The 23,029-nt window shown below is 61.7% G+C and carries 21 protein-coding genes, 1 tRNA gene and 1 pseudogene; 6 read left to right on the forward strand and 17 right to left on the reverse strand.

What is annotated here, in order from left to right; genetic code table 11:
* Nucleotides 1-112 precede the first annotated feature (112 nt).
* From GR212_RS01150 to GR212_RS01160, 3 genes are all read right to left on the reverse strand, one after another.
* Entirely contained in the window at nucleotides 113-916 is an 804-nt protein-coding gene (locus GR212_RS01150; RefSeq protein WP_246725660.1) for an anti-sigma factor family protein, read from the reverse strand.
* Nucleotides 909-1,553: an RNA polymerase sigma factor gene (locus GR212_RS01155; RefSeq protein WP_163984626.1), complete on the reverse strand. Its 645-nt coding sequence runs from the start codon at nucleotides 1,551-1,553 to the stop codon at nucleotides 909-911. The genes GR212_RS01150 and GR212_RS01155 overlap by 8 nt, the downstream gene beginning before the upstream one ends.
* Nucleotides 1,554-1,615: 62 nt before the next feature.
* Complete coding sequence (locus tag GR212_RS01160) at nucleotides 1,616-2,158, reverse strand: tetratricopeptide repeat protein (RefSeq protein ID WP_163984627.1); 543 nt, start codon at nucleotides 2,156-2,158, stop codon at nucleotides 1,616-1,618.
* Nucleotides 2,159-2,356: 198 nt separating this feature from the next.
* Here GR212_RS01160 and GR212_RS01165 point away from each other — a divergent pair, with 198 nt between their 5' ends.
* From GR212_RS01165 to GR212_RS01175, 3 genes are all read left to right on the forward strand, one after another.
* Entirely contained in the window at nucleotides 2,357-3,409 is a 1,053-nt protein-coding gene (locus GR212_RS01165) for a 3-oxoacyl-[acyl-carrier-protein] synthase III C-terminal domain-containing protein (RefSeq protein ID WP_163984628.1), read from the forward strand.
* On the forward strand, nucleotides 3,409-3,906 hold the full coding sequence (locus GR212_RS01170; protein ID WP_163984629.1) for an isoprenylcysteine carboxyl methyltransferase family protein: 498 nt from the start codon (nucleotides 3,409-3,411) through the stop codon (nucleotides 3,904-3,906). Before GR212_RS01165 ends, GR212_RS01170 begins: the two co-directional genes overlap by 1 nt.
* Before the next feature lie 128 nt (nucleotides 3,907-4,034).
* Nucleotides 4,035-5,282: an NAD(P)/FAD-dependent oxidoreductase gene (locus GR212_RS01175; RefSeq protein WP_163984630.1), complete on the forward strand. Its 1,248-nt coding sequence runs from the start codon at nucleotides 4,035-4,037 to the stop codon at nucleotides 5,280-5,282.
* A gap of 9 nt (nucleotides 5,283-5,291) precedes the next feature.
* On the opposite strand, the gene GR212_RS01180 is transcribed toward GR212_RS01175, so the two are convergent.
* The 11 genes and pseudogenes from GR212_RS01180 to GR212_RS01230 form a co-directional block, all read right to left on the reverse strand.
* Nucleotides 5,292-5,819 (reverse strand): gluconokinase, encoded by a 528-nt coding sequence (locus GR212_RS01180; protein WP_163984631.1) that lies wholly within the window; start codon nucleotides 5,817-5,819, stop codon nucleotides 5,292-5,294.
* 74 nt (nucleotides 5,820-5,893) lie between these two features.
* Entirely contained in the window at nucleotides 5,894-6,847 is a 954-nt protein-coding gene (locus tag GR212_RS01185) for a peptide ABC transporter ATP-binding protein (RefSeq protein WP_163984632.1), read from the reverse strand.
* Entirely contained in the window at nucleotides 6,844-7,860 is a 1,017-nt protein-coding gene (locus GR212_RS01190; RefSeq protein WP_163984633.1) for an ABC transporter ATP-binding protein, read from the reverse strand. Before GR212_RS01190 ends, GR212_RS01185 begins: the two co-directional genes overlap by 4 nt.
* Complete coding sequence (locus tag GR212_RS01195) at nucleotides 7,860-8,753, reverse strand: ABC transporter permease subunit (protein WP_163984634.1); 894 nt, start codon at nucleotides 8,751-8,753, stop codon at nucleotides 7,860-7,862. The genes GR212_RS01190 and GR212_RS01195 overlap by 1 nt, the downstream gene beginning before the upstream one ends.
* Before the next feature lie 9 nt (nucleotides 8,754-8,762).
* Nucleotides 8,763-9,767, reverse strand: a complete 1,005-nt coding sequence (locus GR212_RS01200) for an ABC transporter permease subunit (RefSeq protein ID WP_163984635.1) — start codon at nucleotides 9,765-9,767, stop codon at nucleotides 8,763-8,765.
* 90 nt (nucleotides 9,768-9,857) lie between these two features.
* Nucleotides 9,858-11,453: an ABC transporter substrate-binding protein gene (locus GR212_RS01205; RefSeq protein WP_163984636.1), complete on the reverse strand. Its 1,596-nt coding sequence runs from the start codon at nucleotides 11,451-11,453 to the stop codon at nucleotides 9,858-9,860.
* A 341-nt stretch (nucleotides 11,454-11,794) separates the two neighbouring features.
* Nucleotides 11,795-12,283, reverse strand: coding sequence for an iron-responsive transcriptional regulator RirA (rirA, locus tag GR212_RS01210; protein WP_163984637.1), 489 nt, complete (start codon nucleotides 12,281-12,283; stop codon nucleotides 11,795-11,797).
* 110 nt (nucleotides 12,284-12,393) lie between these two features.
* Nucleotides 12,394-13,479: pseudogene (locus GR212_RS01215) on the reverse strand (M48 family metallopeptidase).
* The gene (locus tag GR212_RS01220) at nucleotides 13,469-14,536 is read right to left on the reverse strand and encodes a YjgN family protein (protein ID WP_163984639.1); all 1,068 of its coding nucleotides are present in this window, start codon (nucleotides 14,534-14,536) and stop codon (nucleotides 13,469-13,471) included. Before GR212_RS01220 ends, GR212_RS01215 begins: the two are co-directional and overlap by 11 nt.
* Before the next feature lie 229 nt (nucleotides 14,537-14,765).
* Complete coding sequence (locus tag GR212_RS01225) at nucleotides 14,766-15,113, reverse strand: VOC family protein (protein WP_163984640.1); 348 nt, start codon at nucleotides 15,111-15,113, stop codon at nucleotides 14,766-14,768.
* A 142-nt stretch (nucleotides 15,114-15,255) separates the two neighbouring features.
* Nucleotides 15,256-16,752, reverse strand: a complete 1,497-nt coding sequence (locus GR212_RS01230; RefSeq protein ID WP_163984641.1) for a CoA-acylating methylmalonate-semialdehyde dehydrogenase — start codon at nucleotides 16,750-16,752, stop codon at nucleotides 15,256-15,258.
* A gap of 112 nt (nucleotides 16,753-16,864) precedes the next feature.
* Between GR212_RS01230 and GR212_RS01235 the strand changes: the two genes are divergently transcribed.
* Nucleotides 16,865-17,746 carry a LysR family transcriptional regulator gene (locus tag GR212_RS01235; protein ID WP_163984642.1) on the forward strand — a complete coding sequence of 294 codons (882 nt, stop codon included), beginning with the start codon at nucleotides 16,865-16,867 and terminating at the stop codon, nucleotides 17,744-17,746.
* Between the two features lie 48 nt (nucleotides 17,747-17,794).
* On the opposite strand, the gene GR212_RS01240 is transcribed toward GR212_RS01235, so the two are convergent.
* Nucleotides 17,795-18,004, reverse strand: coding sequence for a hypothetical protein (locus GR212_RS01240; RefSeq protein WP_163984643.1), 210 nt, complete (start codon nucleotides 18,002-18,004; stop codon nucleotides 17,795-17,797).
* A 175-nt stretch (nucleotides 18,005-18,179) separates the two neighbouring features.
* On the opposite strand from GR212_RS01240, the gene GR212_RS01245 reads away from it, so the two are divergent.
* Nucleotides 18,180-18,329 carry a hypothetical protein gene (locus GR212_RS01245; RefSeq protein WP_163984418.1) on the forward strand — a complete coding sequence of 50 codons (150 nt, stop codon included), beginning with the start codon at nucleotides 18,180-18,182 and terminating at the stop codon, nucleotides 18,327-18,329.
* A gap of 52 nt (nucleotides 18,330-18,381) precedes the next feature.
* Here GR212_RS01245 and GR212_RS01250 read toward each other — a convergent pair.
* Nucleotides 18,382-18,458, reverse strand: a tRNA-His gene (locus GR212_RS01250).
* A 215-nt stretch (nucleotides 18,459-18,673) separates the two neighbouring features.
* Nucleotides 18,674-19,120 (reverse strand): phasin, encoded by a 447-nt coding sequence (locus GR212_RS01255; RefSeq protein WP_163984644.1) that lies wholly within the window; start codon nucleotides 19,118-19,120, stop codon nucleotides 18,674-18,676.
* 221 nt (nucleotides 19,121-19,341) lie between these two features.
* On the opposite strand from GR212_RS01255, the gene GR212_RS01260 reads away from it, so the two are divergent.
* Nucleotides 19,342-23,025, forward strand: a complete 3,684-nt coding sequence (locus GR212_RS01260) for an ATP-binding protein (protein WP_163984645.1) — start codon at nucleotides 19,342-19,344, stop codon at nucleotides 23,023-23,025.
* The last annotated feature ends 4 nt before the right edge of the window (nucleotides 23,026-23,029 follow it).

Genomic DNA, 23,029 nt, shown 5'->3' on the forward strand with positions numbered 1-23,029 from the left:
GGGCATGCAGCTGGCGCTCGTTCGATTTTCGTTGGGCAAAGAATACCAGCAGGAAGGGTTTTCGCCAAATTCTTTTTGAATCACGCCGGTTTGGACGTGCGGGAAGCAGCCATCAGGCGATCAGATGCGCCCTGACATCAGCCGCAAGTTGCTGCATGCGATCGATCGGCGCATGGCCGATCAGCATGAAGGCATGGGTGGGGCTCGACCAATAGACGACATTCATGCCCCGGCGATTTTCCATGTCCGGCGCGGATGCCCCCTTGGTGGACTGGACGATGCAAAGCGCCATGGGGCCGCTTTCCGGATCGAGATAGGCGATCTGGGCCAGCGGCTTGCTATCATAATTCAGGATCTGGGCGCGCTTGAATTCGACGCCCGCCATGGCAACGGCTTCCGGCTTCAACGGCAGGTCCAACTTCGCGCCGACGTCATTCAGCTGCGCGACCTGCTGCGCATGGTCGCCGGCCGGGGCGCTCAGCGTATCCGCCGTATAGAGCGAAAGATATTCCGCGACCACGGCTCGCCATTCGGTATCCTCATCCGGTTTCGAAAGCCGATGGCCGATGTCGATCACCGCGCGGTCTATGGCAATGGCCGCGACGAAACTGGCCGCGACCGCCGCAAGGAAACCACGGCGACCGAAGCCGACAGAGCGTGCATTGCTTTCCCGTCCGGAGGGAATGGCCGCAAGCATGGCCTCGAGCTTTGCCGCCGGGGCTTCGGCAAGTATCGGCTGGAATGCCTCCGCGAAGGGCAGCGAGCTCCGCGACAGGAAATCGAACCGCTCCGCCACACGCTCGTCGTCGGCGATCAACCGTTCGATCCGTTCACAATCGGCCACATCCAGCTCGCCATCGATGAAGGCGGTAAGCTGCTCGTCCGTGGGCATCTGTCCTTTGTTCAATTCACTCATTTCCATTCCCCAGTCGCCCGCTCCCGGAAAGCCCGGCGCCGGCCATCGTCCCCATGCCCTCCGCGAGCTTTGCCCGCGCCGCAGCCAGCCGGCTCATGACCGTGCCGATCGGCACCTCCAGGATCTCGGCCACTTCGCGATAGGAGAGCCCCTCGACATAGGCCAGGAACACGGCGGTACGCTGCGCCTCCGGCAATGTCTGCACGCGCTGCAGCACCTGCCCGGCCAGAATATGCGTTTCGGTTTCATGCGCACCGTCGAAAACCAGCGTCTCGTCGGCATCCACGAAGCCCTGCCCCATGCGCACCCGTCGCGAACGGACCTCGTTCAGCCAGATCGAATGGAGGATGGCAAACAGCCAGCGATCGAGCCGCGTGCCTGCCGTAAACTGGGCCGCCCGCTCCAGGGCCCTGACGCAGGTCGCCTGAACGAGATCGTCGGCGACGTCCCGCTGGCGCGACAGCACCACGGCATAGCGCCACAGCCGCGTCAGGTGCTGGGACAGACCTGCCCTGATATCCTCTTCACTCGCTATGGCATCCTCCGCCGCATTGGCACGTCCGGGAGCCGCCGACCGTTTCGGCGGCTCCATTGCGGACCGACTATAAGCAGAAATCGCGCCTCGAGCGACTGGCATCACTCCCATATCTCTCGCAAAGCTCCCTGCTCACCGTCGTCATCGTTGATCTGAACCCGCGTTCAGAGGCTGGAAGGATTGAGGATCGCGGCGTGAAGGTCGCGATATTCCTCGCAGCTCGTGTTGCCGCAGAGCGTCTTGATCGTGCTCAGCTGATCCTTGGCGAGATCCATCTGGCCCTTGATGACGTAGGCTTCGCCGAGATATTCGCGAACCAGCGTATATTTCGGGTCCATGGCCACGGACTTCGTGTAGTAGGAAATGCCTTCGTCCGTGCGGCCGAGCTTGCGGGTGGCATAGCCGCGATAGTTCAGCGCCTCGGCCGTGTTCGGGTTCTTCATCGTATCCAGAACCGCCAGGGCTTCCTGATAGCGATGATCCTTCTTGGCCAGCGAATAGGCGTAGTCGGCGCGATTTTCATCGGTGACGTTGGCGCCCTGCTGCTTGACGCATTTCTTCGTCTTCTGATCGTAGATCTCGCCCTTCTTGCAGGTCGGCGTCGTGCTCGAATCGTCGCCGGCGGCAAAGACGGGAACGGCGAAGGCGCCGAGTGTCAGGCTTGCGCCGAGGGCGATGAAAGCCAGGCGAAATGTTTTGGTCGTCATGGAATGTCTCCTTGGCAAAATGAACGTTGCGAGAGGAGAACACACCGGCCGCGCCTTTTATTCGGACGGGCGACGAATTTTTTCCGTACATTGCGAGCTTGGCAGCCGTCACTCTTTCGTGACTGCGCCGGTATCGAATAGACCGCCGTCATCGCGTGTTTTCGCCGACATGCCCTTCAAGGGCCGCAGGAGAAAACCGTGAACGATACCGTTAAACTTCTTAGCCTCGCCGTCGCAACGCCTGATAACATCATTCTCCAGACGGAGGCCGCCGAGACGGCGAGCCGCCTGTTTTCACAGCGCTTCCAGGACTTCAAATACCTCGCCCGCGTATTCGAGAGCGCGGGTATACGCAAACGCCACGCCGCTCGTCCGCTTTCCTGGTTCGAGCAGCCGCATGGCTGGCAGGATCGCATGGGCGCCTATACGGAGGTCGCGTCCGAGCTTTTCCGCCGGAGTGCGACCACGGCGCTGCAGCGTGCAGGCGTCGAGGCCAATCAGGTGGACTGCATCGTCACGGCATCATCCACCGGGGTTGCGACGCCGAGCCTGGAGGCGCGGCTTGCCGGCGAGATGGGTTTCCGCTGCGATATCGAGCGGGTGCCGATCTTCGGCCTTGGCTGCGCGGCGGGCGTATCCGGCCTTGCCGTCGCGACGAAAATGGCGCGAAGCCGGCCGGGCGCCGTCGTCCTTTTCGTTGCGATCGAACTCTGCTCGCTCGCCTTCCGCCTGGACGAACTGACGCGGCCCAACATCATTGCGACGGCGCTGTTTGGCGACGGTGCCGCAGCCTGCGTGCTGCGGGCCGGTGAAAGCGGCATCGTGGAAATCGAATCAACCGGCGAACACCTCTTTCCCGACAGCCTTGGCATCATGGGCTGGAAAATCGACGACACCGGCTTCGGCATCGTGCTCGAACAGTCGCTGCCGGTCTTTGCCGAGACCCATCTGAGAGGTGCCGTCGCCGGCATTCTGGAACGATCCGGCCTTCTGCTCTCGGATATCGATCGCTTCATCTGCCATCCCGGCGGCGCCAAGGTGCTGGCGGCTCTCGAGCGCGCGCTTGGCCTCGAAAGCGGCTCTCTCGATGTCGAGCGCGAGGTGATCGGCGACTACGGCAACATGTCCTCCCCCACCGTGCTGTTCGTGCTGGAGCGCATGATTGCGTCGGGATTGCCGGACCGCTCGGTCTTGCTCGCCATGGGCCCGGGCTTCTCGGCAAGCTGCATCACCCTGAAGAGGGCCGCCTGATGCTGTGGCCATCGATCGCGCTTCTGACATTCGTGACGCTGCAACGACTGGCGGAGTTGGTCTACGCCCGGCGCAACACCGCCGCCCTGCTTGCCCGCGGCGCCCGGGAATACGCGCCGGAGCACTATCCCCTCATGGTGGCGATGCACGCAGCCTGGCTGATCGGATTGTGGCAGCTGGCCATCGGCAGACCGGTCGATCCCGCCTGGTTCCTGTTGTTCATGGTTCTGCAGGGATTACGTCTCTGGGTGCTGGCGACGCTGAAAGAGCGGTGGACGACGCGCATCATCATTCTGCCCGGCGCGGCTCTCGTGAGGAAAGGACCCTATCGCCTCCTCAGCCATCCGAACTATGCGATCGTCGTGGGCGAGATCGCCGTATTGCCGCTCGCCTTCGGCATGCCGCTTTACGCCGCGATCTTTTCGCTGCTGAACGGCATCATTCTGACAATCCGCATTCGCGCCGAAAACGCCTGCTTGCGACAGAGTGTGCACTGATCGCATTTTTCAATTGCGCCGCCGAAATTTGGCAGGCATTTTCGATGCTTAGAGCACGGTCCGGGCAATGGCAGCCAGCCTTGAAGAACCACGGGGCCGTGCAATGAGCATGCGGATAGCAGGATAAAATGACAAAGGACGCAATCGTTCTCGGTGCGGGCATCGTCGGTGTTTCGACGGCAATTCATCTCCAGCGGCGGGGCCGCCAGGTCGTTCTCGTCGACAGGAAGGAGCCCGGCCGGGAAACCTCCTTCGGCAATGCCGGCCTCATCCAGCGCGAAGGCGTCGTTCCCTACGGCTTTCCGCAGCAGTTCGGCCTGCTGCTGCGCTATGCCTTCAACAATCGCGTCGATGCGCATTATCATCTGCGCGCCCTGCCCGCACAGATCGCCTTCCTCGCGCGCTATTGGTGGAACTCCAATACGAAGCGCCACGAGATGATCTCGCGCGCCTATGCGCCGCTGATCGAACATTCCGTCAGCGAGCACAACGACCTTATCGAAGCCTCGCATGCCGAGGAACTGATCCGCAAGAACGGCTGGGTCGAGCTGTTCCGGTCGAACGAGAAGCGCGACGCGGAATTTGCCGAAGCCGAGCGCCTCAACCGCGAATTCGGGATCGGTTCCGACGCTTTGAGCAGCGCGGAACTCGCGGCCGCCGAGCCGCATCTGAGAGGCAGCTTTGCCGGCGCCCTGCGCTGGCGCGATCCCTGGTCCGTTCTGGACCCGCATGGGCTGACGGCGGCCTATCGCCGCTACTTCGAGAGCATCGGCGGCCGTGTAACGACGGGGGATGCGGTCTCGCTCGGCATGGCTGGCTCTTCCTGGAGAATGGTGACGGCGGAAGGGTCGATCGAGGCGGAGGATGTCGTCGTTGCGCTCGGTCCCTGGGCCGACCTGGTGACGAAACGCTTCGGCTACGCCTTTCCGCTTGGGGTCAAGCGCGGCTATCACATGCATTATGCGGCCGAGGGCAATGCCGTCCTCAACAACTGGACGCTGGATGCCGAGCGCGGCTATCTGCTGGCGCCGATGAGCCGCGGCATTCGCCTGACGACCGGCGCCGAATTTGCTCTGCGCGATGCGCCGAAGACGCCGGTACAACTGGATCGCGCCGAAGCCATCGCCCGCGCCGCCTTCCCGCTCGGCGAGCGGCTCGACCCGGAACCCTGGATGGGCGCCCGCCCCTGCACTCCCGACATGATGCCGATCATCGGCAAGGCTCCGCGCCACAACGGTCTGTGGTTTGCCTTCGGGCACGCCCATCACGGCCTGACGCTCGGGCCGGTAACCGGCCGAGTGCTTGCCGAACTCATCACCGGCGAGAAACCGTTCATCGATATTTCGGCTTACGCTCCGAACCGGTTCGCGCCCTGAGCCGTTGATTCAGAGAATTGTCTTGAGGCTCTTGACGGCCGCATCGACGATCGCATCGATCGTATCGTCGATGTCGACGGTCACGACGCCGGGCTCGCCGGTCGGCACCTCCAGCGTCTGCAGCTGGCTTTCGAGCAACGAGGCCGGCATGAAATGCCCCTTGCGTTCGCCCATGCGCTTCGTCAGCAGCGCCTTCGAGCCTTCGAGATAGATGAAATAGAGATGGCCGCTGGCGGATGCCCGCAGGCGCTCGCGATAGGAATGCTTCAGCGCCGAGCAGGAGACGGCGATCCCCTCGCCCTTGGCAAGGCTTGCGGTAATCACCTCGCCGATCTTTTCGAGCCAAGGCCAGCGATCCTCGTCGGTCAGCGGAATGCCCTTGCTCATCTTTTCGACATTGGCGGCCGGATGCAGCGCATCGCCTTCGATGAAATGGACGCCGAGCCGAGCCGCCACACCCTCGCCGATCGAGGATTTGCCGCTGCCGCTCACACCCATGACGATGATGGCGAGGGGCGTGTCTTGGTTATCGTGCATCGGGCCTGTCCGGAATCATTGAACTGAACCGGGCAAGACCGCTCTCGCTGGCCATGCCCGATTCGCAACTTGGATCAATCCAGCGGAAAGAAACAGGAAAATTTATGCGTTCCCTCGCCCGCCAGTTCCGGCGCAACCTGCCGGCACTGATCCTGAGCACGCCAGCAACGTGGATTGAAGTGGCAGCCCTTCGGCGGGTTCAGCGGCGAAGGCAGCTCGCCTTGCAGGCGGATGCGGTTCTTCTCGCGTTCCGGGTCGGCGATCGGCGTCGCCGACAGAAGTGCCGCCGTATAGGGATGGCGCGGCCGGCTGAAGACCTCTTCCGCCGTGCCGGTCTCGACCGGGCGTCCGAGATACATCACCATCACGTCGTCGGCGATATGGCGAACGACGGAAAGGCCGTGCGAGATGAAGAGATAGGCAAGCCCCATTTCCTTCTGCAGGTCCATCAGCAGGTTCAGCACCTGCGCCTGGATCGACAGGTCGAGCGCGGAGACCGGCTCGTCGAGCACCAGTACCTTCGGCCGCAGCATCAGGGCGCGGGCGATGGCGATGCGCTGACGCTGGCCGCCGGAGAACATGTGCGGGTAACGATCGTAGTGCTCCGGACGCAGGCCGACGCGCGCCATCATCGCTTCGGCCTTGCCGCGGCGGGTGGCGGCATCGTCATCGGTGTTGATCTTCAGCGGCTCCTCCAGGATGGAGCCGACCTTCTGGCGCGGGTTCAGCGAGCCATAGGGGTTCTGAAACACGATCTGCACGGCGCTGCGCAGGCTGCGGTCGCCAAGCTTGGCGGGCTTGCCGTCGATCAGCAATTCGCCCGATGTCGGGTTTTCGATCATCGTCACCAGGCGGGCGAGCGTCGACTTGCCGCAACCGGATTCGCCGACGACCGCCAGCGTGCGGCCGGACTGCAGGCTGAAGCTGACGCCGTTCAATGCCTTGACGGTTGCCTCCGGTTTGAAGCTGCCGCGCTTGACGGTGTAGAAACGGGCGAGATCGCGCCCTTCGAGAACAGCGCCGGTCATGCGGCACCTCCTGCTGTTTGCGTGGCGGCAATGCCGGGGTGGCCAAGCGGCTTGCCATGTTCCAGCGGGTAGTTGCAAAGGGTCAGGCCGAGCTCCGCGCCCTGGCGCTTGACGCCCTTGTCGCATTCCGGCGTGGCGAAGGAACAACGCGGCGCAAAGAGACAGCCCGTCGGACGATCGTGCTGACCGGGAACGACGCCGGCAATCGACGGCAGGCGCTCGCCGACTTCGGCGCGCTCCGGCAGAGCCGAGAGCAGCGCTGCCGTATAAGGATGATGCGGATCGCGGAACAATTCCTTGACCGGCTGCTCCTCGACCTTCTGGCCGGCATATTGCACCTGCACGCGCTCGGCCGTTTCGGCCACGACACCCATGTCGTGGGTGATGAGCACCAACGCCATGCCCTGCTCCTGCTGCAGGCGAACGAGCAGATCGAGGATCTGCGCCTGGATCGTGACGTCGAGCGCGGTGGTCGGCTCGTCGGCGATCAGGAGCTTCGGGTTGCAGGCCAGCGCCATGGCGATCATGACACGCTGGCTCATGCCGCCCGACATCTGGTGCGGGAAGTTCGACAGGCGATCTTCGGGCGCCGGAATGCCGACGAGATTCAGAAGCTCGATCGAGCGCTGGCGGCGTGCCTTGCGGTCCAGACCCATGTGGATACGCAGGGTTTCGCCGAGCTGGAAGCCGACCGTGAAGCACGGATTGAGGCTCGACATCGGCTCCTGGAAGATCATCGCCATATCCTTGCCGATGATCTTGCGGCGCTGGCGGGCGGAAATGCCGCGCAGGTCCTTGCCGTCGAAGGTCATGCGGTCGGCGGTGATCTTCGCCGTCCAGGGCAGAAGTCCCATCATGGCAAGCATGGAGACCGACTTGCCGGAGCCGGACTCGCCGACGATCGACAGGATTTCTCCCTTGTCGCATTTCAGCGAGACGCCATCGACCGCCCGGAACAGGCCGGACGAAGTCTGGAATTCAACGGATAGATTGGAAATATCGAGGAGTGCCATTACGACCTCTTCAGCTTCGGGTCGAATGCATCGCGCAGGCCGTCGCCCATCAGATTGATGGCGAGCACCGTGATCAGGATGCAGAGACCGGGGAAAGTAACGAGCCAAGGGTTGCTCTGGAAGAATTCGCGCGAATCCGCGAGCATCGTGCCCCATTCCGGCGTCGGAGGCTGGGCGCCCTGACCGAGAAAGCCGAGGGCGGCGGCATCGAGAATGGCCGACGAGAAGGCAAGCGTCGCCTGCACGATCAGCGGCCCGAGACAGTTCGGCAGGATCGTCTTGAACATCAGCCGCAGCGGGCCGGCGCCGGAAACGCGCGAGGCGATGACATATTCCTTGTCACGCTCGGCCATGACGGATGCGCGCGTCAGGCGAACGAAATGCGGCTGGTTGACGATGGAGATCGCGATCATCGCATTGGTCAGGCCCGGCCCGAGGATGGCCACCAGCACCAGGGCGAGCAGCAGCGACGGCACCGCCAAAATGATATCCATGACGCGCATGATGATCGTATCGGTGCGGCCGCGAACATAGCCGGCGACGAGGCCGATCAGGATGCCGGCGATCGCCGAAAGCGATGCGACGACGAGGCCGATGAACAGCGAGAACCGCGTGCCGTAGATGAGGCGCGACAGCAGATCGCGGCCGTTGGCATCCGTGCCGAGCAGGAAGCTGCTGTTGCCGCCTTGACCCCAGGCCGGCGGCAGGCGCTGCATGGCGCTGCCATAGGCGGTATCGGGGTCATGCGGCGAAACCACGCCGGCGAAGATCGCCAGGAACAGGACGAAGAGAAAGATCGCAAGGCCGATGACGGCGCCCTTGTTGCGGGAAAAGTAGTACCAGAACTCCGCGAGAGCGGAAGGACGGTCGGATTTGACGCTTACCGTGCTCATGGACCGCTCCTAGTGACGAATGCGTGGATTGACGAAGCCGTAGAGCAGGTCGACAGCGAGATTGACGAGCATGACGATGCCGGCAATCAGCAGCAGCCCGCCCTGCACCACGGGATAATCGCGCTTGAAGACCGCGTCGATCATCCATTTGCCGATGCCCGGCCAGGAGAAGATGCTCTCGGTCAGGATGGCGCCACCGAGCAGCACGCCGACCTGGAGGCCGATCGTGGTGACGACCGGAATCATCGCATTGCGCAGCGCATGCACGGACACGACGCGCAGCGGCGACAGGCCCTTGGAACGGGCCGTGCGCACATAGTCCTCGCCGAGCACTTCGAGCATGGCGGAGCGCGTCTGGCGGGCGATGACGGCGAGCGGAATGGTGCCGAGCACGATGGTCGGCAGGATCAGAGAATTGAGAGCGGACCAGAAGGCGCCCTTCTGGCCGGACAGCAGGCTGTCGATCAGCATGAAGCCGGTGATCGGCTTGAAGAAGTAGATGAGGCCGATGCGGCCCGAAACCGGCGTCCAGTGCAGATAGCCGTTGAAGACGATGATGAGCAGCAGGCCCCACCAGAAGATCGGCATGGAATAGCCGATGAGGGCAACGCCCATGACACTCTGGTCGAACCATGTGCCGCGCTTGACGGCGGCGAAAACGCCGGCCGGGATGCCAAGACAGATCGCCAGGATCATGGCGCAGATCGACAGCTCGAGCGTCGCCGGGAAGAAGGTCATGAAGTCGGTCAGTACGTCACGCTTGGTCGTGATCGAGGTGCCGAGGTCGCCGTGCAGGGCATTCCAGATGTACCTGCCGTACTGGACGATCATCGGCTGGTCGTAGCCGAGATCGTGGGAGATCTGTGCATGACGTTCCGGCGACATGACACGTTCGCCCGACAGCAGCATGACAGGATCGCCGGGAAGCAGGCGAATGAAGGAGAAGGCAACGATCGATACGCCGAGGAATGTCGGGATCAGCACCGCTAGGCGGCTGAAAAGAAATCGCAACATGGCAGATGTCCAAATTTTTCCGGCGGTCAGGCAAGGGGCCTGACCGCCGGGGTAGCCCGGTCTTGGCCGGGCATTCTCACAGATTTTTCGTTATTCGGCGATATCGACGCCGTCGAAGCGATGAACGCCGACCGGATCCTGAGAGTAGCCGGAGACATTCTTCGTCATCGGGATGAACTCTTCCGAATGGTCGATGGTCATCCATGGTGCTTCGCGCTTGAAGACGACCTGAGCCTCTTCATAGAGCTTCGTGCGCTCCTTGAGGTCGGCCGTCTGCTTGGCCTTCTTCACCAGATCGTCGAATTCCTTGTTGCACCACTGTGCGCGGTTGTTGCCGCCGACGGCGTCGCAGCCGAGCAGCGTGTCAAGGAAGTTGTCCGGATCGCCGTTGTCGCCGGTCCAGCCGAGGATAGCCGCACCATCACGGTCCTTGGCGGAGGAGAGCTTCAGGTACTGGGCCCAGTCGTAGGTGACGATCTCGACCTTGACGCCGACCTTGGCCAGGTCCGCCTGCATCAGCTCGGCGGCGCGGCGCGCGTTCAGCATGTAGGGACGCGAAACCGGCATAGCCCAGATCTTCATGCTGAGATCCTTGACGCCTGCCTTTTCAAGCAGCTTCTTGGCCTCGTCCGGGTTGTAGGCGTCGTCCTTCACGTCCTTGTTGTAGGACCACATGGTCGGCGGGATCGGGTTGGTCGCAACCGAGGCCGAGCCCTGGAAGACGGCGTCGACGATGGCCTGCTTGTTGACGGCCATGTTGATCGCCTTGCGCACTTCGACCTTGTCGAAGGGAGCAACCAGCGTGTTGTAGGCGAGGTAGGAAACGTTCAGGCCGGCCTGCTCGAGAACCTTGAGGTTCGGGTCCGCCTTCAGGTCCTTGATGTCGGCTGCGTTCGGGTAAGGCATGATGTTGCATTCGCCGGACTTCAGCTTCTGCGCGCGAACGGATGCGTCCGGCGTGATCGCGAAGACGAGATCGTCGATCTTTTCCTTGCCCTTGAAGTAGGATTCATTCGCCTTGTAGCGGATGACCGCATCCGGCTGGTAGGCGACGAAGGTGAACGGGCCGGTGCCGAGCGGCTGCTGGTTCATCTGCTCCATCTTGCCGTCGGCCTGCAGCTTGTCCGCATATTCCTTCGACAGGATCGAGGCGAAGTCCATGGCCAGGTCGGCGATGAACGGAGCTTCCGGACGGTTCAGGACGAACTTGACGGTGAGATCGTCAACCTTCTCGACCGACTTGATGAGCTTCGGGAAGCCCATGCCATCGGCATATTCATACGAACCGCCAGCGACATACTTGGCCCACGGATTGTCCGTGTTGAGCTGACGGCTGATCGAGAAAACGACGTCGTCGGCGTTGAGGTCACGCGTCGGCGTGAAGAAATCGGTCGTCTGGAACTTCACGCCCTTGCGGAGCTTGAAGGTGTATTCCTTGCCGTCGGGGGAAACGGTCCAGCTTTCGGCGACGCCGGGCTCGACCTCGGTGCTGCCATGCTTGAATTCGACGAGGCGGCTGTAGACCGTACGCGAAGAAGCATCGAACGTGGTACCGGCAGTGTAGATACCCGGATCGAAACCTTCCGGCGAACCCTCCGAGCAATAGACAAGCGTTTTCGACCAGGCGGACGTTGCCATGACCGAAGTCAAGGCTGTCACTGCCAGCAGGACAGAAATCTTTTTCATGATATCGTTTCCCAGGTTTGTTATTCTTTTGAAGCCGTGGACACCACGAGGGTTCCTATTCGGATCGCGCCGATGGAACTTTATTTTAAGTTTGAAAGCAACAAGCGCCGCCTAAAATTTTTCCAATTTATAGAGTTTGGAAATTTTCAGGCGAAAAGACCTTTGAATTAGTAATATTCTGGCAAAATTTTGCTGCTTTTTAGCAGATTCAGAACGATTTGACGTTTTCTTCTCGCGATCCGTTAACCACCCGTTGCCCGTATACGAGGCAATACAAACGAAAATCCGCAGCTGCCGGAGGCAACTGCGGACCTAAAATGATCGATTTCGGAACGGATGCGTCAGGCGGCCGGCGCGGCGATCGCCGGCTTCTTGGCAATCACCTTGTGATCCCGGTCGGTCAGGCCGAGCAGGAAGTTGATCTGCGGCCGTGCCTTCACCAGATCGTCGATGGAATATTCCGTCAGAACGTCGAAGAAGGCGTTCAGCGCCTTGCGCAGTGCCGAGTTAAGACCGCAGCTATCGACCAGCGGGCATTCCACCACGCCCTCCTCGAAGCACTCCGCCATGGCGAAGCTATCCTCGGTGACGCGGACGACGTCGAACAGGCTGATATCGGCCGCGGGTTTGGCGAGGCGCACACCGCCATTGCGACCGCGCACCGTTTCGACAAGGCCCGCCTTGGTCAGCGGCTGCAGGATCTTGAAGAGAAACAGCTCGGAAACGCTGTAGGCCCTGGCTATTTCCGGGATGCGGCTCAGATAGCCTTCATTGGCGGCGCAATACATCAACATGCGCACCGCGTAATTTGTCTGCTTTGTCAAACGCATGCCGATCTCCTGGAATCAAGGCTGCTTGGGGGCTGGACCGTATATAGTGGCTTTCTCAGTTTTGAACAATTCCAAAATATGAAATTCATATTCACGTTATTCTGAGAGCATCAGACGCCCGGCTTCGACTGCTTCTCCTTCAGCTCCCTGGCATAATCAAGGATCGCCTGCTTTCGCTCCGGTGTGCCTGGGTGCGTCGCCAGCATACTTGTGCTGCCGTGATCGTCGAGTTTCGTTTCGAGAGTATCGAAGAAACGCGACAGAGCCGCCGGGTCCATGCCCGCCGCCTGCATCAGCTCGACCGAGCGGCGGTCGGCCTGTGTCTCGGCCTCGCGGGAATAGGAAAGCGCAAGCAGGCCACCGCCTTGCGTTAGCAGGTCCTGCACGCCGGAGCCGACATCGCCGCCAATCAGCAGGACCAGACCCGCAACACCGGCGGCACGATAAAGCTGGCGCAGGCTGTGCTTGTATTCGACGTGACCGATCTCATGCCCCAGAACGGCCATAACCATCTCCCGATCACCGCCCGCAAGCTCGACGAGTTGATCCGTGAGAACGAGATTGCCATCCGGCAGAGCAAAGGCATTCGGGCCGATAAGGCCGCCGTCTCGAAAATTGAGATGATAGCGCCCTGCTCCGCCCTCCGCGTTCGCGGCCAGCCGAGCAAAGTCATTGCGGATTTCCGCCTGTTGCGCCTCCGGAAGCTTGCTGGGGCCGAAGGTCACCTTGTCGAGCGTCTTCAGCGTTCCCGCTGACATCATCTGCGGGACTATGGGCGGAGTTACAACAACGGCGACTTCCGCCAACGCCGGCAAGGCGTAGTGATAAATTGCCGTAGCAAGGACAATTATCGCCAGAGCGAAGGCGATCAGCCGAGGGCGAACGATCTCGAGCGCATGAATGAGGCCGCTGCGCCCTTCGCCGCGGCCTCGCAGATAGGCGTCGATGGCGTCGTTATCACGGGTTTCGAAAACCGATTCATTTCCGAACACAATACGACGCGGGATGGAACCGACACGCTGGCTGACCTCGATGTCGGCGCGGATACCCCAGGCAAGCCGCCTGCCTTCATCCTCCTTTTCGTCCGACAGCACCATGAGCGATCCGCCGATGTCCAGCAAACGGGCTGGAACTTACCGGCTGGAATGCGGCGGATGCCAGACGCCCGTCGCGATCGCTTGCTGATCAGAACCCAAAGTCGAATCCGTCTATGTCGAGATATTCCGCGCTTATGGCACTGCCGGTCGAGCGGATCTGATCGAAGACGACACCGATCTCGCCATCGACATGGACAGAAGTATGCTCGGCAAGAAAAGCCTGCATGCGGACTGCCGCCCAGGGGCGCATCAGTCCGAGGGTTATCAGGGTCACAACCACGTTCGAAATCGCAATCCACGCATAGCGCCGACGACCGATGTCGCTCTTGAGCTGATGGCGATGATCGAGCATTGCGGCCGACCAGATGATGTTGCGCACCGTCGCGCGATAGTAGAGCGCGGCGAATATGTAGATCGGGAAAATAAGCACAACCATCCAATGCCACAGGCTGATGCTACCCATTCCCGCACCAATGGAGCGGTCGCCGAAACCACCTGCGACAGCACCGAAAAGTCCCAGGATCACGACGGCGGCGATCACGATCGCGATTACCGTGAAGAATGCCTCGTAGAGAGCGCCCAATCGCGGCTCGGTCGAAAATGGTCGATCACCATAACGGAGGTTGTCAAAGACATATTTGTAGAACCAGCGGCTGGCAATGGGAGACAGCAATCCGACGGATATCACCGTCACGACCGCACCCAGGAAGATCGCCTTGAACGCGCCGCCATAGGTTCCCACAAAATCAAAACGTACGTTGCGATAGCTTGTCACGCGGGCGTTGAACCGCAGTCCTCGCATGAGAAACCAGGGAAACACCACCAGCAAGACCGGCCAAACCGCCAAGACTGCCAGGGGTGCCACATGCGCAAGTATGTTCAGCACGATGAGAAGACCAAAGACGATAAGCCGGCCGATCAATATCTGCTTGCCCTGGGCGTGATACTCGAAACTATGGCCCAAAATGACCGTGTTACCGTAGAAATAGCGGTTGCGACGTACCTTTGCCCAGGCGGAATAGATGCCGAGCGTCACGATTGTCAGCAGGATATTGACAATCCAGATACCGAAATATTCGGAGGCACTCCCGGTAAAAGATGCTCTTTGGAAAAGTGATCCGCCACCCGCCGGATAATTTTGTTCAACAGCTGCCATATTCTGGTCCTCCACCCCACAAGAGGACGAGCACTTTCCAGGAAGCGGTTCTGGCAACGGCCGCCGGGAGACGTGTTGCGCCACACGCCGCTCGCCTTACCGTTGCATTTGAGAGCAGGAAAATCGACGCCGAGCAATAGGAAAATATTGATCCACAGCGCCATGCGTATCCGCACGCAACTCAGCCCGCGACACTGCGTCCTTGATGCCATGCCCGCACAGGCGGCTTCTACGTCGAGGAAACCCAGACGGCCATTTCGCAGCCGCCCGGCTCGCGGAAATGGAAGCGGCGGCCGCCGGGAAAATCGAAGGCCGGGCGGGTGATGACACCGCCGGCGAACTCGACAGCGCGCTGGGCGGCTTCCAAATCGGTCGTGCGCACGACGGGCAAAGGTGCCCCCGCCGCCTCACCTGCGTCCCCATCGATGCCGGCATCTATGCCGGCAGCCTCGATGACATGGTAGGTCGGGCCGTAGCTGACAAAGCTCCAGTCGAAAGCTTCCTCGAAGAAGCGGCGGGTTTTCAGGCCGTCTTTCGACGGAAATTCAAGATAGTCGATCTGATAGGTCACGGACATTGCGCGGCCCTCCCGTTGTTCTCTTTTTGTTCTAGTCGAAAACGACGGCTTAGGCAAGATGACTCGATCGAAAACAGACGCAACAAAAAACCGCCGCCCGAAAGATGTCGGACGGCGGCGGTTATCATCACAGCAGCAAAGCTTATTTCATCGTCGGCATGACGAACTCGGCGCCGTCCTTGATGCCGGAGGGCCAGCGGGCGGTGATCGTCTTGGTGCGCGTCCAGAACTTGATCGAGTCCGTGCCGTGCTGGTTGAGATCGCCAAAGCTGGAAGCCTTCCAGCCGCCGAAGGAATGATAGGCGAGCGGAACCGGGATCGGAACGTTGACGCCGATCATGCCGATGTTGATGCGCGAGGCGAAATCGCGGGCGGCATCGCCGTCACGCGTGTAGATGGCGACACCGTTGCCATATTCGTGCTTCATCGGCAGTTCGAGCGCGTCTTCATAGTTCTTGGCGCGGACGACCGAGAGAACCGGTCCGAAGATCTCGGTCTTGTAGATGTCCATGTCGGGCTTGACGTGGTCGAACAGCGTGCCGCCGACGAAATAGCCGTCCTCATAGCCCTGCAGCTTGAAGCCGCGGCCATCGACGACCAGCTTGGCGCCTTCCTCGACGCCACGGTCGATCAGGCCGTTGACGCGGTTATAGGCATCCTTGGTGACGAGCGGGCCCATGTCGGCCTTGTCGTCGGTATAGGGGCCGATGCGCAGCGATTCGATCTTCGGCACCAGCTTCTCGACGAGACGGTTGGCCGTGTCCTCGCCAACCGGCACCGCGACCGATACCGCCATGCAGCGCTCGCCGGCGGAACCGTAGCCGGCGCCCATCAGGGCGTTGACGGCCTGGTCCATGTCGGCGTCGGGCATGATGATCATGTGGTTCTTGGCGCCGCCGAAGCACTGAGCGCGCTTGCCGTTCATGGCGGCCGTGCCATAGACATAGCGGGCGATCGGCGTGGAGCCGACGAAGGAAACGGCGGCGATATCCGGATCGGTCAGGATGGCGTCGACCGCGGCCTTGTCGCCGTTGACGACGTTGAGGATGCCTGCCGGCAGACCGGCTTCGATCATGAGTTCGGCGAGGCGGATCGGCAAGGACGGGTCACGCTCGGACGGCTTCAGGATGAAGGCATTGCCGCAGGCGATCGCAGGCGCAAACATCCACATCGGGATCATGCCCGGGAAGTTGAACGGCGTGATGCCGGCACCGACGCCAACAGGCTGGCGGATGGAGTACATGTCAATCGACGGGCCGGCGCCTTCGGTGAACTCGCCCTTCTGCAGGTGCGGAATGCCGCAGACGAATTCGCAGACTTCGAGGCCGCGGATGATGTCGCCCTTGGAATCCTCGACCGTCTTGCCGTGCTCCGAAGAGAGCAGGACAGCCAGCTCATCCATGTTCTGGTTCAGAAGCTCGACGAACTTGAAGAAGACGCGGGCGCGGCGCTGCGGATTGGTGGCCGCCCATTTCGGCTGCGCGGCCTTGGCATTTGCGACCGCGGCGCGGAGCTCCTCGACGCTGGCAAGCGCGACGGTCGCCTGCACTTCGCCGGTTGCCGGATTGTAGACGTTGCTGGTGCGTCCGCTGGTGCCGGCGACGTGCTTGCCGCCGATGAAATGACCGATCTCACGCATGGATGTGCCTCCTCGTTTTCTTGGGTGATGACAGGATGGCACTTCAATTTGCACAAATCAATGAGCTGTTATAAGCAACCGTTGTGCAAAAATTGAAGTCCGGGATGTGCAAATGGATTGGGATGACGTCCGCATGTTTCTCGCCGTGGCGCGCACGGGCCAGATCCTGGCCGCCTCCAAGCGGCTCGGAGTCAACCATGCAACCCTCTCACGGCGGGTCACGACGCTGGAGGAACGCCTGAAGACGCGGCTGCTGGTGCGCCGCACCAATGGCTGCGACCTGACCGCGGAAGGCGAGATTTTCCTGCATGCTGCCGAGCGCATGGAAACCGAGATGCTGCGCGCTCAGGCAAGCGTCGGCCATCTCGACAGCGCCATCACCGGCACGGTGCGCATCGGCGCGCCCGATGGTTTCGGGGTATCCTTTCTTGCACCGCGGCTCGGGCGGCTGATCGCGCGTTATCCGGAGCTGCGCATCCAGCTCGTGCCCGTTCCCCGCTCCTTTTCGCTGTCGCAGCGCGAAGCCGATATCGCGATCACGCTGGAACGCCCCGAGCAGGGCCGCCTCGTCTCATCGAAGCTGACGGACTACACGCTCGGCCTCTATGCCTCCAAAGCCTATCTGGAACAGGCGGGATTGCCCGAGAGCGTAGAGGCGCTGAAGCTGCATCCGCGCGTCGGCTATGTCGAAGACCTGATCTTCACCGCCTCGCTGAATTTTTCCGGCGAGATCATGCGCAGCTGGGATGCCTCGTTTGAAATCTCCACGGCCATCGGTCAGACGGAAGCGGTGCGCTCCGGCGCCGGCATCGGCATCCTGCATGATTATATTGCCCGGCAGTTTCCGGAACTCGCCCGCATCCTGCCCGATGTCTCCATCAAGCGCGCCTATTGGACCACCTATCACGAAAGCGCCCGCGACCTTGTGCGCGTCCGCACCGTTGCGGATTTCCTGCAGGAGCTTGTCAGCGAAGAGCGGCGGATGTTTTTGTGACGTCCGCGCAATAACCCCATGACTGGAAGGGCTTAGCTTTCACAGGGATCATGGAAGCAAATTGCTCCACCATGACGGAGGATGCGGCACCGCCGAAGCTGCCGCATGCTTCGGCGGCTCCTCGTTCTCGTCCGGGTTGGGAACGGGAATCTCATCCGGCAATCTGTCCGGCTCCGGCTCTTCGATCGGCGGCTTCGGCGTCCAGCCGGGTTCCGGCATGGGAGGCGAGTCTGGGATCGGCTCGTTCGGTACAGACATGGTCCGCTCCTTTCGTCTCGTTGCTCTCAAGAACAGAACGGGCGGGAACGGGCACGGTTCCAATATGAATCCGGCATGACGGAAAGTGACGCCGTTCGGCCTTTCGACGCTCAGCACGATGCTGGACAAAGGCCGGGCGAAGCCTAGTATCCTTGGGAAAAGCCAGGGAGCCAGGATGATGACCGACAAGAAGCCGCAGAAACCCAGCAAAAGAGAGCACAAGGAACAGGACGACTATCTCGAGGAAGCGCTGGAAGAGACCTTTCCCGCCAGCGATCCGATATCGCCCGGACATGTGGAAAAGAAGCCGAAAGACAAGCAATAAGCTCCGGCCGCTGATTGCAGCGACGCATGCCCGACAGACTGTGTGGAGAGAATGGTACGGTTGGGGGGTCTCGAACCTCCGACCTCAGGTGCCACAAACCTGCGCTCTAACCAACTGAGCTACAACCGCACTTGCTCGCGTCGCCGCGAACGGGGGTGACATACGAGGACTTTGAAATTATTTCAAGTCCTATCTCCCCGCAATATAAAAAAGCTTTGCAGATATCCAAGCCAAGATGCGCGCCGGGGCTTGAATCCCTCCTCCGCGCAATAAAAAGCCCCGCCCCCAGGTCTTTCGCCTGGGAACGGGGGCGTTCATGCCTTTGAAGGCGTATTGGAAATGCGTTAGGCCTTGAAGGAGGCCATTGCCTTTTCGGCAGCGTCCTTGCTCGGCTTCGCCAGCTTTTCGGCAACCTTCTTGGTGGTTTCCTGAATGGACTTGGCCTGCTCGACGGTGACTTCCGCCTGCTTGCGGATGAAAGCGGTCTGAAGTTCAAAGAGTTCGCCAACGGACTTGACGCGAAGCAGGGCTTCCATGTGCGCCAGCGAGCTTTCGGCATTGGTGCGCAGAACGTCGATTGCCTTGAGGCCGATTTCCAGCGAACCAGCCTGTGCGTTCTGCACGGTTGCTTCAACGGTCTTGCCGGCTTCCTCGGTCGCCGTCTTCAGCTTCGCGAAGGCTTCCTTGGACTGGGCAGCGCCCTTTTCCGCGAAGTCGCGGAACGATTCAGAGAACTTGGACGGGTCGAATGCAGCCGTTGAAAAAACGTCGTCTTTCTTTACAGTAGCCATGATTACGCTCCTTTGGGGGCCTCCCGGAGGCACCAGTCGTTAAAGTTTATGCAGCTTATATAGTTCAAAAAATTGTGCAGTGCAATATATTTTTGCAGCGCACAACGCGTTAACCTTTTCGGCCGAAAAATGGACCCTTCGCTGGACCGGGAAGCGGGGCGCCGATATTAATAAACTGTTAAAGCAAGAGAGGCGGTTACGCCCGCAAAACAGGTTGGAATATGCCCGCAATTCAATATCCGTTCATTGACATTGCCGTGCATCCGCGCGTTCGGGAGCGCTTTGCGCGCGGTGAAGCCATGGTCATGTTTTCGACCGGCATGGATCGCGTGCTCTGGGCCAACGGCGCCGGTGCCAACCTTTTCGGCTATGACGCCATTTATGATTTTGTCGAACAGGGACCGAAGCCCGGCGACGTCTCGTTCCGACAGATCGACGCGACGGCGCGCGGTCTCGGCGCGGTCGGTGACCAGCGGACATTCCTGATCCGCATGGCCTCGGGCTTCCAGCGGGCGGTCGTCAACGCGGCCGTCGAACTTATCCGCATCCAGGCGGGCGAAGAGGCCGTGCTGTTTTCCTCTCCGGTCTCTTCCAAGCCGCTTGCGGCAGCCGAGTGTGCCCGGCGCATGATCGACGGGTTCGACGATCCCGATACCCATATGGCCGTCATCGGCCGCGATGGCGAAATCATCACCGCATCCACGCGGTTCGGCTCGCTCGATATTACGCCGCAGACGGCGCGAATGCTGACGACCATGGCCGGCGCGCAGCCGGACCGGCTGATCAAGCGGCCGATCCCGACCGGGCGCGGCTACCTGCCTGCCGCCATCGGCAAGCTCTCGGAAATTCCCGCCCTGCACCTGCTGTTCGTGGTGGAAACGGTGCTGGGCCATCTCGACCCCACGGAAAGCCTGGCCGACGCCGCGCGCGCCGTCGCAACCGTGGAGCCGCAGGCGGAGGAAGCCCGGGAGGAGCTGGAAGCAGCGGCGGCAGACGAGACACCGAAAGCAGCTCCTATAGCCGAGGGGACAGCGCCCTTCGGCGACGTCATCGATGCGGTGGCCGGCATCGAGGAGCTGGACGAGACGCCGGAATATCGGGCAGACGAACAGCAGGACCCGGCACCGACCGCCGAAAGCTCAAGCGAAGCGGAAGTGAATGCGGATACCCATGCCTCACCCGACAGCGCACCCGGGGCTGCTGCCGAAACGGCAGCCCAAGCCGACGAGCAACAGCCCGAAGTCGCGGCGAGCGACGACGGCAACACTGCAATAGAGACAACGACGGAAGCGGAGCCGCCTTCCCCGACAGCTCAAGCCGGCACCGACAGCGGTCCGGAGGAAGGCTTCAGCTTCAAGCGCAACGGGCGCGCTACCCGGTTCGTCTGGAAGATCGACGCCGCGGGCCAGTTCAGCGAGGTTTCCCGCGAATTCGCCGATGCGGTCGGCCCGCATGCCGCACAGATTGCCGGCACCGCCTTCGCCGATGTCGCCCACCGCTTCAATCTCGATCCGGACGGCAAGATCGCCGAACTGCTGGCGCGACGCGACACATGGTCCGGACGGACGATCTACTGGCCGGTGGAAGGCACGAGCCTGATGGTGCCGGTCGATCTTGCCGCCTTGCCGACCTATACACGCAGCCGCGAATTCGATGGCTTCAGAGGCTTCGGTGTCGTCCGTCTCGCGGATGCCATCGAAGATCCGGTGAAACGCGGCATGGCCCTCGTTGGCCGGGAAACCGATGGGGCGGCCCCTATTGCCGAGGCGGCGGCGGAAACGGACGCCGCATCGAACGAGCCGCCGGCTCAGGAACCGGAAGAGACCCTGACGGCGACAAAGGCCGCGGAAGAGATCGAAAGCCCGATGCAGGACGCGGCGGAAGATACTTCCGCGCCGCATTACGAACCGCCTGCCCTGCGGATTTCCGACACGCACAACCGTCGTGAATCGGACAAGGTCGTTCGGCTGCACGAGCGCCGGACACTGACACAGGCCGGACTTTCGCTCAGTGAGCAGGCGGCGTTCCGCGAAATTGCCCGGCAGCTCGAGCCCTTCGGCAAACGCACGGAACCGCCCGCGGAGCAGCCCCGCGACGAGCGGCATGATGACGATGCCGATATCGCCCCGCAACCGAACGCGGCCGACGAAATCCTGTCCGACGCGACGGAAACGACCGATGAAAACAGCCATGACGATGACCGGCAGACGGAAGCTGCGCGCGCGGAAGAGAGCGCACCTCCGCCGATCGTGAAGCTGGTCGAGACCACGGGGGAAGATATTCCCGTTGCGGGCGACGGTGCCCATGCGGAGAACCCTGCCGCTTCCGCCGAGCCGGAAGAGGATTTCGATCCGCTGGATGTCCTCAGCAACGCCATTCCGCCGCGCGTGAAAATGCGCACGGGCTTGTCGTCCGATATCGTCGATCAGCTGCCGCTCGCCGTCCTCGTCCACGCCGGCGATCGCCTCATCCACGGCAATCCGGAATTCCTGCGGCTGACCGGCTATGACAGCCTGGAAGACCTCGAGCAAGTCGGCGGCCTCGATGCGCTGCTGCAGCGCAACGATCTGGAGAACAAGACCGAGCGGCCCGGCACGATGATGGTGGTGCGCGCCGACGACGCGCTGGTGCCGGTGACGGCCCGGCTGCAGTCGATCCGCTGGGAAGACGGCACGGCCTTGATGCTGGCGCTGATGCCGGTGGAAAAAAGCGAGCCGCCGGCACCGCAGCCGCAGCCCGTTCCCGAGGAAGCCCGGCCGGAACGCATCCTCGAAAAGGTTGCGAAGCTGCAGGTCGAGATCGAGGAACTGCGCTCGACGCTGGAGACGGCGACGGACGGCGTCATCATCATCGGCCAGGAGGGCGAGATCCGGTCGATGAACCGCTCCGCGAGCGCCCTGTTCAACTACGACGACCAGGAAACGCGCGGCAAACCTTTCGTCATGCTGTTTGCGCATGAGAGCCAGAAGGCGGTGCTCGATTATCTCGGCGGCCTTTCGGGCCATGGCGTCGCCAGCGTGCTCAACGACGGGCGCGAAGTGATCGGCCGCGAAGCGTCCGGCGGCTTCGTGCCGCTGTTCATGACCATGGGCCGGCTGAACTCCTCGAACGGCTATTGCGCGGTCATCCGCGACATCACGCAATGGAAGCGCACCGAAGAAGAGCTGCGCAACGCCAAGCGCGCCGCCGAAACCGCCAATGCCCACAAGACGGATTTCCTGGCCCGCGTCAGCCATGAAATCCGCACGCCGCTCAACGCCATCATCGGCTTTTCCGACATGATGGCCGGCGAGCGCTTCGGGCCGATCGGCCATTCGCGCTACGTCGAATATGCGACCGATATCGGCCGCTCCGGCCGCCATGTGCTCGACATCGTCAACGATCTCCTCGACATCTCGAAGATCGAAGCCGGCGAGATGGACCTGGATTTCGCCTCCGTCGGCCTCAACGAAGCGATCACCGAAGCCGTGTCGCTGGTGCAGCCACAGGCCAACAGCCAGCGCGTCATCATCCGCACGGCGCTGTCGCAAGCGGTGCCGAATGTCGTGGCCGACCTGCGCTCCATCAAGCAGATCGCGCTCAACATCCTCTCCAACGCCATCCGCTTCACGCCATCCGGCGGCCAGATCGTCGTGTCGACCTCCTATGAGGGCAATGGCAGCGTCGTGATGCGGATCAGGGATACGGGCGTCGGCATGACGCGCTCGGAGCTGGAGCAGGCGATGAAGCCGTTCCGGCAGGTGTCCACCAATTCTCGCAAACGCGGCGACGGCACCGGCCTCGGCCTGCCGCTGACCAAGGCCATGGTCGACGCCAACCGGGCGACCTTCTCCATCAACTCGGCCCCGAACGAAGGCACATTGGTCGAGATCACCTTCCCTTCGCCAAGGGTATTGGCGAACTGACAGA

The sequence above is a fragment of the Martinezella lusitana genome (genome assembly GCF_010668395.1).
In the GTDB taxonomy this organism is placed as follows: Bacteria; Pseudomonadota; Alphaproteobacteria; order Rhizobiales; family Rhizobiaceae; genus Rhizobium; species Rhizobium lusitanum_A.

Coding starts and splice junctions, on each gene's coding strand:
- GR212_RS01220 (WP_163984639.1), bottom strand. CDS start 14,536: ATGGCAGCTGTTGAACAAAATTATCCGGCGGGTGGCGGATCACTTTTC.
- GR212_RS01230 (WP_163984641.1), bottom strand. CDS start 16,752: ATGCGTGAGATCGGTCATTTCATCGGCGGCAAGCACGTCGCCGGCACC.
- GR212_RS01235 (WP_163984642.1), top strand. CDS start 16,865: ATGGATTGGGATGACGTCCGCATGTTTCTCGCCGTGGCGCGCACGGGC.
- GR212_RS01185 (WP_163984632.1), bottom strand. CDS start 6,847: ATGACCGGCGCTGTTCTCGAAGGGCGCGATCTCGCCCGTTTCTACACC.
- GR212_RS01200 (WP_163984635.1), bottom strand. CDS start 9,767: ATGTTGCGATTTCTTTTCAGCCGCCTAGCGGTGCTGATCCCGACATTC.
- GR212_RS01240 (WP_163984643.1), bottom strand. CDS start 18,004: ATGTCTGTACCGAACGAGCCGATCCCAGACTCGCCTCCCATGCCGGAA.
- GR212_RS01175 (WP_163984630.1), top strand. CDS start 4,035: ATGACAAAGGACGCAATCGTTCTCGGTGCGGGCATCGTCGGTGTTTCG.
- GR212_RS01155 (WP_163984626.1), bottom strand. CDS start 1,553: ATGCCAGTCGCTCGAGGCGCGATTTCTGCTTATAGTCGGTCCGCAATG.
- GR212_RS01255 (WP_163984644.1), bottom strand. CDS start 19,120: ATGGCTACTGTAAAGAAAGACGACGTTTTTTCAACGGCTGCATTCGAC.
- GR212_RS01195 (WP_163984634.1), bottom strand. CDS start 8,753: ATGAGCACGGTAAGCGTCAAATCCGACCGTCCTTCCGCTCTCGCGGAG.
- GR212_RS01170 (WP_163984629.1), top strand. CDS start 3,409: ATGCTGTGGCCATCGATCGCGCTTCTGACATTCGTGACGCTGCAACGA.
- GR212_RS01150 (WP_246725660.1), bottom strand. CDS start 916: ATGAGTGAATTGAACAAAGGACAGATGCCCACGGACGAGCAGCTTACC.
- GR212_RS01180 (WP_163984631.1), bottom strand. CDS start 5,819: ATGCACGATAACCAAGACACGCCCCTCGCCATCATCGTCATGGGTGTG.
- GR212_RS01260 (WP_163984645.1), top strand. CDS start 19,342: ATGCCCGCAATTCAATATCCGTTCATTGACATTGCCGTGCATCCGCGC.
- GR212_RS01245 (WP_163984418.1), top strand. CDS start 18,180: ATGATGACCGACAAGAAGCCGCAGAAACCCAGCAAAAGAGAGCACAAG.
- GR212_RS01225 (WP_163984640.1), bottom strand. CDS start 15,113: ATGTCCGTGACCTATCAGATCGACTATCTTGAATTTCCGTCGAAAGAC.
- GR212_RS01205 (WP_163984636.1), bottom strand. CDS start 11,453: ATGAAAAAGATTTCTGTCCTGCTGGCAGTGACAGCCTTGACTTCGGTC.
- rirA (WP_163984637.1), bottom strand. CDS start 12,283: ATGCGTTTGACAAAGCAGACAAATTACGCGGTGCGCATGTTGATGTAT.
- GR212_RS01160 (WP_163984627.1), bottom strand. CDS start 2,158: ATGACGACCAAAACATTTCGCCTGGCTTTCATCGCCCTCGGCGCAAGC.
- GR212_RS01190 (WP_163984633.1), bottom strand. CDS start 7,860: ATGGCACTCCTCGATATTTCCAATCTATCCGTTGAATTCCAGACTTCG.